Genomic DNA, 8,810 nt, shown 5'->3' with positions numbered 1-8,810 from the left:
GTTTACTTTGCATAATATTTTACTTTGCATAAGGAGGAATTATTTCCCCGATTTTAGCGAATATCTATCTCCATTATGTGCTTGACCTGTGGTTTGAGAAAGTTGTAAGGAAACAATGTAAGGGACAAGCGCACATCGTTAGATACGCCGACGACTCTGTATGTTGTTTTCAATACAAAGATGACGCAAAAGCATTCTATCTAGCCCTAATTCAACGCTTGAAGAAGTTCAATCTCGAGATAGCAGAAGATAAAACGAAAATCATCCCATTTGGTCGATTTGCGGAGTCAAACTGCAAAAGAAACGGGGAAGGTAAGCCCCAAACATTTGATTTTCTAGGCTTTACTCATTATTGTAGTAAAAGTCAAACGGGGAAATTTCGAGTGAAACTCAAGTCAAGCAGTAAGGGAATGCGAGCGAAGCTCAAAGAGTGTAAAGAATGGCTGAAAGCTAATCGAACAACTGATATTCATGAGATAAAGAGAAGGTTAGACCGCTCATTAGTAGGATATTACAACTACTATTGTGTAACGGACAACATAAAACATGTGAACAACTTCAAAGACAAAGTAAGGAGTCTATTCTTTAAATGGATGAACAGACGTAGTCAAAAGAAGTCGTTTAACTGGGAGAAATTCGCTCTTTTTCTAAAGAGATTCCCGTTTCCGGTACCAAGAACGAAAGTCAGCATATTCCAACTTAAAAGTGAGATTACCTATATTCTGTGAAAGATGATAGAGAGGAGCCGTGTGCGTTAATTGCGCCCGCACGGTTCTGAGAGGGGGGCCGGAACACAATTTGCCGTAAGGCAGAAAGGTTCCCTCCTACTCGACCCACCCGAATAATCTTGTTTCACAACGTTGTTCCACGGGATAACATAACAGGATACTTGAGCTCTTCAATTACATAAAGGTACTGGTCCCACCACTTTGCAAAGAGATCGGGAACTGGCACCTTATTTGTATTCCTTTATATGAAATTAAACCAAGTTATATTTTTTCGATGTATCAGCAAAATTCTTATAGTCCATAAAATCTTCGAATTCTTCTACATCAGCAAGATGTTCCTTTACCAACGATTGATTTTGAGTGACTTTAAATGACTTAAGTGCTTTTTGTACTCCTGCATATGCTGCATAGGTGCATAAACCGTAGTATATGACGATATTTGCCTGGGCATCTTTTTCATCTGCAACGGTAAAACCAGGTGAATCCACTGTCACTACTTTTCCTTTAATCTGATTCCGAACTTCTTTTAGGACATCAGGACGGATTCCTGTTAAAAATACCATATCCGCTCCAGCTTCAATAAAGGCATTGGCCCTTTCAATGGCTCCTTCGAGATTATTTAGGGCATAAATCATATCCGTCCGGGCAATTATTATGAAATTCGGATCTTTTCTTGCATCAATCGCTGCTTTAATTTTAGAAACCATCTGATCTAGTGGCAGTAGTACGCTTGGAACATCGGAATGTTTCCCGAATTCATGGTCTTCAATATGAATTCCTGATACCCCGGCGTTTTCAAATGCCTGGATGGTGCGCCATATGTTAGCAGCATGAGTGAAACCATTTTCGGCATCGGCGATGACTGGAATTGAAACAGCATTTACGATTTTCTCGGCATGACTTACCATTTCGTGTAAACCTAACAGTCCTACATCAGGATATCCATAGGTACTGGAAGCTGTAGCGTAACTTCCAATATAGGCAACAGGAAATCCTTCTTTTTCTATTAATTTAGCACTAATTGCATCATATGCTCCTGGAACAGGGATACTTTGCTCTTTTTCTAATAATGCTCTCAGTTCAATTCTTCTTTTTAAATAATCCATTATAAAAATCCTCCTATTAGATGATGCAAATCTATTAAACGATTAGATAACTCTTTCTTCCTTTAAAAATAAGGATGCAATGAATCCAATAAATGCACATAAGGCACCTAGTAAAAATACTGGAATATAAGACGATGTAGCATCAATAAAGTAACCAGAAATAATAGGGGCTGATGCGCCTACTAATTGTGCAGCTGTATTCATTAAACCACCAATTGGTGCGCCAGCTTTTGTCGGGAACATGGTATTCGTAAAAGGCCATATCACAACCCACATGTTTACAAAGATGGCAAATACGAAAACCAAGGTTATTGTGATCCAGAGAGGAACAGTTATAGCAGCAAAAATGGCAAAAGTACTGGCTAATAGAGTCGTTAATAATAAAGCTCCAGAAGCTACTCTTTTCCTGCCTAGCCGATCGGATAAATATCCTCCTAAAGGTTGGCTTAATAAAGCTGGCAAGGTTGAGGAGATTGCCCAAAGCATGCCTGCTGCCCTTACATCGATTCCGTATTCCTGCTGAAGATATGCAGCAAACCATGTCCAGACGTAATAAAGGGCTCCCAAGTATCCAGCGTATACAATGCAAAGTAAATATGGATAGAAGGAATGCTTTAAAATGTAAGTGAAAGTTGGTTCGTCTTGAGATTGTTTATCCATTTCTTCCTGACTTGTATCCAATGAGGTCAAGCCCATTTCTTCTGGTTCGTTCTTCAAGAAAAAAGGGATAATGAGAGTCATGATAATACCTGGAATGGCTGACCATAAAAACCCACTTTGTATCGTTGATAAGCCAAAGATTATAAACGGACCAGTAATTAGTATAGGCATTAATGCTCCGCCTAAAAATTGTCCAACTGCTCCGCCAGTAGCCGTAATTCCCATTGCTAAACCCTTTTTTTGAGGGGCAAACCATCGAGCCAAAACTGGGGTGACAGGTACCCAAATAGCGGCGGCACCTACTCCAATCAGTGCACGGGCAATGATGCTAAGGGCAACACTTTCAACATTGAAAGCGTATACAATACTGGATACAGCAATTAAAGCGGTTCCAACCGTTACAGTCCATTTTGCGCCGAGCCATCGTTCACTTATATATGCCCATGGTACTTGCATAATAGCATATGCCCATAAATAGGCGGAATCAATCCATCCAAATATTATTCAAATTGTAGAAATATTTTAAATATTAGTGAATAGAAGGTGATAGGTTAAAAGAGGACTCTTTAATTTTTAAAAAATGAAGATTAAAAGAGCGGGGTGCATTATGAGAGTAGAAGTTAGCAATAATAGCCAAACAACATTAACCAAATCTTTTACACACTATCGGGATATATGGCTTCCAGTATTCATCCATTTATGGGGGGTATTGCTATTAAATTGCATGCTATCTCCTTGTTTTAATGTATAAATCTGCCCATCTAGATCCACTTGTAATGACCCTTGAATCACAATTCCAATCTCTTCGCCATGATGTGAATAGTACTCATCCCCACTCTTTCCTCCGGGTTGTGCCACAATCATTATTAGTTCTATTTCATTGTCCAAGCTAGGGGACAAAAGATACATCTCTGCTTTGGAACCAGGATTGTAAAGCTTCTTTCTCTCATTTGCACGAACGATAAAATCCTTTTCCCCATTAGAATTGCTGTCGTTTTCAGTAAATAAAGATGCAAGCTGTGTATCAAGTGCATCGCTTATTTTTTTTAAGGAGTTAATAGAGGGATTAGCTACGCTTCTTTCAATTTGGCTCAAAAAACTAATTGAAAAACCCGTCAAATTTGAAAGCTGGGTAAGAGATAATCCTTTTAATTCTCTAAACCTCCGTATATTTTTTCCGATATCCATTTGTTACCTCACATTTAATATATTCTGCTTTTTAGTATAATGGTAAAACATCTTCATCCTAAAAGGAAATAAAAAAATTACATATCAAGGAATTGGTAATTTGACTAACAGTTCTGGAGTTTTTAGTTAGGTTCATCCAGAGGCATCGCCAGGCAATTAAGGACCAGGACTACTCCTTATTTTTGGTTTGGCTAAAGGAGGTGAGCAACAGAAAAAACGCCTTCTATTCTTATACAGTACGATTAAGGAGTGAACTCCAAGCTTTAAAACATTCTTTCATACATCCATTTAGTAATGGAGTGCTTGAGGGACAGGTCAATCCCTTAAACGCTGTAAAAAGAATTATGTATGGCCGAGTAAGTTTAGCTTTTTTTAGAAAGTAAGTTTTATCGGCTATGAGTAACAAATTTATTATAACAAGGAATTTTCTAATTAAAATGTCCTGTGACTATTCACCAATTCAGCGTAAGAACCATTATTACTTGCCAAGTGATTAATATCCTTTGGCCACCTCTGTTTGATATTTACTTGTTTACCATTATGTAAATAGGGAAAATATATTTCTATGATGATAATGAATAATGAAGTTATTTGTTGAAACATAGTTTCTAATTAACTCATTAGTTTAAAAAAGTGCTATTAGCAAAGCCAGCCAGCTATCGAATACGATCTCCTATGATTTATGTATTCGGTCAAGGGAGGAATTGTTTTGAAAAAAGTCTATTTTACATTAAAATATGCATGGCATTATGTGCAGCAGCGACATCATGAAATGCTGATCAATGATTGTTTATCTGAATCTTTAAAAACTAAATTGCAGGTAAAGCTAGCGTATCATAGAAACAAAGCTCTCAAATGGAATTCGAAATTGGTTACATAAAAAATCGGCAAAATGTCTTTAGGAGACATTTTGCCGATTTCGAGTTCAAATTCTATTTAAATCTCAAAGTTTATGACAACACAGCTATTTACTGATTTTTTTAATACAATGGTAGTTCTATTTTATTGTGCGCCCATACCGCCGTCAATTCGGTACTGACTGCCGCTTATAAAGGCGCTGTCATCAGAGGCAAGGAATAGAACTAATTTGGCTATATCGCTTGCTTCACCGTAACGGCCTAATGGAATACCTTGAGAAAATGCTTGCTGGGCACTTTCTGCTTGTCCGGGATTGAATCCTTCTTCTATGGATCGCATCATTCTTGTGTTAATAGGAGAGGGATGAATGGAATTCACACGTACATTTGCGCTTGCCGCTTCTATTGCTGCTGCTTTTGTTAGTCCTACTACAGCATGTTTTGAAGTAATATAGGGTGATAGATTCGGACTGCCCTCGAGCCCTGCTACAGATGAAGTATTGATAATACTGCCGTGTCCTTGTTCCATCATGACTGGCAACACGTATTTTAATCCTAAAAAGACACCACGTACATTGACATTTATTACTTTATCAAAGTCCTCAACTGATTGATCTACAAGTGGGGCAATTTTTCCTTCGATTCCTGCATTATTAAAGAAAATATCAATTTTCCCGAAATGGTCCACTGCTTTTTTTACATAATTTTTTACGTCAGATTCTTGTGATACATCGGCTTTGATCGTGATTATATCACCAAATGTGTTAAGTGCTGATTTTGCTTTATCAAGTGTTTCTTCGATTAAATCAACTACAACGACGTTAGCCCCTGCTTTTAAGAAATACTCGGCTGTCTTTATTCCTATACCGCCTGCACCACCCGTAATAACTGCAACTTTTCCATCTAAATTAGCCATATGTTTCATTTCCCCTTTCAGTATTCTTTGTTCATTCAAAGTATATTCCTCTTACAGGACACTATCAAAGAAAACGCTTTCATTCTAGATTAAAAGCCTCTGATAGATCCCTTTTTGATAAAGTGTCAGCAGCAAAAGAAGTATTCAAGCCTATTTTTATGGAAGGCTACTAGCTGAGATGGGAGATGCCTAGAAAGCACGATAAAACTCCTTTTTGTCTCCTACGTATCAATCTAAAATTTTAACATAAATGACGCTTATCAGAATTAAAAGGCTATGCAATTCCAAAAGGATTTCCTGGAAGAAATGCAGAAAAAGCTGAATAAGCAAAAAGTAGATGACAAGGAAACGGTTGCTATCGTCAACGATAAGAAGCTTATGGGTCGTGACTATAATATGGCTTTGTCTTCTTTACAAATGCAGATGCAACAAATGGGACAAGATCCCACTTCCAAAGAAGCAGCAAAGCAAGTGAAAGAACAAACCATCAATAACTTAGTGGGGCAAACGCTGATTCTTCAAGAGGCTGATAAAAAAGGGTATCAAGCATCGGAAGAGGAAGTTGAAAAACAAGTAGCCAAAATGAAAGAACAATTTAAAGATGATAAAAAACTAGAAGCAGCTTTGAAACAAGCTGATTTAGATATGGAGACATTAAAAATCCAAACAGCTGAAAATGTTCAATATACGAAGTACATTGAGAAAGAAATACCGGTAGAGGAAGTGTCAGATAAAGAAATTCAAGCGTATTATGATCAAATGGTCCAGCAAGGAAGTGCCGGTGGTCAAGAAATTCCAAAGCTTGAAGAAGTAAAACCTCAAATCATGCAACAACTTGTGCAACAAAAGCAACAAGAAAAGCTCGCTCAACAAGTAGAAAAGCTTAAGAAAAATGCTGAGGTTGACATTAAAATCTAATGTCTTTAAACACTATTCCTTTTGAACGATAACTCGAATAACGGCCACTCTCAGGAAGAGTGCTCGTTATTCGAGTTCTTTTTTTGTTTAGGGATCCTCCACATGATTCTATTGGGTGCACATTATCTCCTTGAAACCTCCAAAGCCATCGTGGCCAATACTGGCAGATGGATTCAAGACTTTTTACAGCAGGTTAGAAGGGAGTTTGGCTCATTTCTAGTGGCAGATCCGTATGTACAAGTGAGCAGTATCATGCCCCAGAAAAGGAATGGTTTTATAACCACAGAAGATATAACGGAAGTCTCAACTATCTCGCTCCTGTCCAGGGATTCCATTTTTTAGGAATGTTTTTCTCCAACTATTTCATTCATTTTTAAAATGAACAAGTCTAAAAACATAAAACTTGAGTATTATCATAGTAAGATAAGGAGGCGATCTTATGAAACCAATAGGAATCTTGGGCATAGGTCAAGCAGGTGGGAATATAGCTCAAATAGCATCCACCTTGGGCTTTCAAACCGCCCTCATCAACACGAACCAACATGATGGGTTAGTTAACACGAGGGTTGAAAAGAAGTATTTTGTCCCTGGGTTTAATGGAGCAGGTCAAGATAGATCAATAGGATTAAGAGCTGCTAATGATAACTATCGAGAAATGATCGACTTTGTAAAGCAGTCCTTTAAGGACATAAAGCTGTTATTGGTGGCCTTTTCTACTGATGGTGGTACTGGTTCTGGTATGAGCCCCTTATTAATCGATCTGTTATTAGACCAACTACCTGGCATCAACATAGGTGCTATTGCTATTGTACCCGAACGAAACGTGTTAGCGGGTAACCGAATCAATTCTGCTGAGTGTATCCAAGAGATTTCTAAAATAGAGGGTATCTCTTCTGTATTCCTGGTAGACAACGATCAAATGCGTAAGATTAACCCACAATCCAGCAAACAACAGATCTACCTTGCTTCCAATTATCGAGTCATGGAGGCAATTAACAGTATACTGCAAGTTACGCAAAAGAGTTCTTTTTACGGTAACTTCGATGAGACGGATCTTATGAATATTCTTAACACAAGAGGAGTAACAATCATATCTTCAACCACAATCACAGACGCTAAGTCAACGTCAGACGTATCTAGCAAAATTCACAGTTCCTGGGCTAATTCTATATTTTGTCCTGTTGAAGCAACAGGCGTAATTCGTGCTGGTCTTATCTATGACGGACCAGAGAATATGTCTAAGTTAATTAATATGCCATCGATCTTTGAAAGGGTCGGAGAACCTATACAACTATTCGAAGGGACCTATATCTCAGAATCAGACCCAACTATAACCACCATTTTAGCGGGTCTGCCATACCCTACCCGTAGACTGCTTGCCCTAGAGGAATCCATTGAGAAGAATAAAGATCGTTTACAGAACCTAGTAAACAAGGAACATACCCAGATGTATGAGTCCCGAATATCCTGGGCATCAAACCTGAGAATTAAAAAACCTGAGAAACAGGCAAACTCAGTATCATCTAAGTTATCTAAGTACCAAAGATAAGGGGAGCTCGGGTATTCACAACGTGAAGAAAAGCAAAAGTAAACACACTGGATGTTAAAGGTAACCGGTTCATTTTAAGAGTACAAAACCTTAAATAACACGCAAAGAAGCAGTCAATTAGCAAATAATTGAACTGCTTCTTTTTGTTGATTTATCAATGTCTATGAATAGAAAATAAATCAATTAACTTCCGTATATGGCGGCTCTTTCTGAATTGCCAAATTGCACAACTTGTTCTCGGAGAAAAACGTTTATTTAATGAAAAGCAGAAAATCCACCGCCTAGTTGAACGGACGGTGGTCATAGTATAATAGGTCTGTCTTTCAGAATTCCCCACTTCAAACATCCTGAAAGAGTATTAAGTGGTGGGGAGTTCAATGGAGCTTCGTTTTATGAATAGTTGGATCAAATTTAGGATCTGATACGTCAGGTAAAAACCATCTGGTTGACAATTTAATATGATTTTCAATGAGAAGCTTGTTGAATTCTTCCATAAACACACCTCTCGTCTAGTCACAAGACGGGCTGCTTTTAATCCCAACAGAACCAATTAATTCGGATTCATCATCACTTTTTGTGATTTAGCACAAAAAAAAGGAAAACACTTTTGAATTCCTGGCAATAATGTTAGGTAACCAACAAACATTAGGAGGTTTTCACGTGTTTTCCGTGTTACTAGAATTGCCAGATTGAAGTTGTTAATCAAGAAATTTTCCTTACTCATTATTTTGTTCATGTGGAGAAAAAAGCAGAAGAGGAACGCTGTACCTATTGTGGTTTTCACTCTTCGGTTGTCCATGACAAAAGGACACGAAAAGTAAGGGATTTACCTATACTTAATAAACCTTTATATTTAAATCTTTATGTGAACAGATATCGATGCCAGAA

At 37.8% G+C, this 8,810-nt stretch carries 7 protein-coding genes and 2 pseudogenes; 5 read left to right on the top strand and 4 right to left on the bottom strand.

Annotated elements, in window-relative coordinates; translation table 11 throughout:
- Window positions 1–38: 38 nt before the first annotated feature.
- Window positions 39–728 (top strand): reverse transcriptase domain-containing protein, encoded by a 690-nt coding sequence (locus tag ELQ35_RS22305; protein ID WP_342773323.1) that lies wholly within the window; start codon window positions 39–41, stop codon window positions 726–728.
- Window positions 729–979: 251 nt separating this feature from the next.
- Here the strand turns inward: ELQ35_RS22305 and ELQ35_RS22300 are convergent, their stop codons facing one another.
- From ELQ35_RS22300 to ELQ35_RS22285, 4 genes are all read right to left on the bottom strand, one after another.
- Window positions 980–1,834, bottom strand: coding sequence for an isocitrate lyase/PEP mutase family protein (locus ELQ35_RS22300; RefSeq protein WP_126867366.1), 855 nt, complete (start codon window positions 1,832–1,834; stop codon window positions 980–982).
- A 42-nt stretch (window positions 1,835–1,876) separates the two neighbouring features.
- Window positions 1,877–2,983 carry an MFS transporter gene (locus ELQ35_RS22295; protein ID WP_281278151.1) on the bottom strand — a complete coding sequence of 369 codons (1,107 nt, stop codon included), beginning with the start codon at window positions 2,981–2,983 and terminating at the stop codon, window positions 1,877–1,879.
- Window positions 2,984–3,157: 174 nt separating this feature from the next.
- Complete coding sequence (locus ELQ35_RS22290; protein WP_126867364.1) at window positions 3,158–3,682, bottom strand: helix-turn-helix domain-containing protein; 525 nt, start codon at window positions 3,680–3,682, stop codon at window positions 3,158–3,160.
- A 1,002-nt stretch (window positions 3,683–4,684) separates the two neighbouring features.
- The gene (locus tag ELQ35_RS22285) at window positions 4,685–5,455 is read right to left on the bottom strand and encodes an SDR family NAD(P)-dependent oxidoreductase (RefSeq protein ID WP_126867367.1); all 771 of its coding nucleotides are present in this window, start codon (window positions 5,453–5,455) and stop codon (window positions 4,685–4,687) included.
- Window positions 5,456–5,761: 306 nt separating this feature from the next.
- Between ELQ35_RS22285 and ELQ35_RS22280 the strand changes: the two genes are divergently transcribed.
- The 4 genes and pseudogenes from ELQ35_RS22280 to ELQ35_RS22265 all read left to right on the top strand — a co-directional run.
- On the top strand, window positions 5,762–6,373 hold the full coding sequence (locus ELQ35_RS22280) for a SurA N-terminal domain-containing protein (RefSeq protein WP_246026180.1): 612 nt from the start codon (window positions 5,762–5,764) through the stop codon (window positions 6,371–6,373).
- A 114-nt stretch (window positions 6,374–6,487) separates the two neighbouring features.
- Window positions 6,488–6,643, top strand: a pseudogene (locus ELQ35_RS22275) (argininosuccinate lyase); the annotation flags it as partial.
- A 169-nt stretch (window positions 6,644–6,812) separates the two neighbouring features.
- On the top strand, window positions 6,813–7,922 hold the full coding sequence (locus tag ELQ35_RS22270; RefSeq protein WP_126867362.1) for an FtsZ/tubulin family protein: 1,110 nt from the start codon (window positions 6,813–6,815) through the stop codon (window positions 7,920–7,922).
- 660 nt (window positions 7,923–8,582) lie between these two features.
- Window positions 8,583–8,810: pseudogene (locus ELQ35_RS22265) on the top strand (transposase family protein); the annotation flags it as partial.

This window comes from Peribacillus cavernae, from assembly GCF_003989135.1.
Classification (GTDB): Bacteria; Bacillota; Bacilli; order Bacillales; family DSM-1321; genus Peribacillus; species Peribacillus cavernae.
This window is presented reverse-complemented; position numbering and strand designations above follow the sequence as displayed.

Coding starts and splice junctions, on each gene's coding strand:
- ELQ35_RS22300 (WP_126867366.1), bottom strand. CDS start 1,834: ATGGATTATTTAAAAAGAAGAATTGAACTGAGAGCATTATTAGAAAAA.
- ELQ35_RS22285 (WP_126867367.1), bottom strand. CDS start 5,455: ATGGCTAATTTAGATGGAAAAGTTGCAGTTATTACGGGTGGTGCAGGC.
- ELQ35_RS22280 (WP_246026180.1), top strand. CDS start 5,762: ATGCAGAAAAAGCTGAATAAGCAAAAAGTAGATGACAAGGAAACGGTT.
- ELQ35_RS22270 (WP_126867362.1), top strand. CDS start 6,813: ATGAAACCAATAGGAATCTTGGGCATAGGTCAAGCAGGTGGGAATATA.
- ELQ35_RS22290 (WP_126867364.1), bottom strand. CDS start 3,682: ATGGATATCGGAAAAAATATACGGAGGTTTAGAGAATTAAAAGGATTA.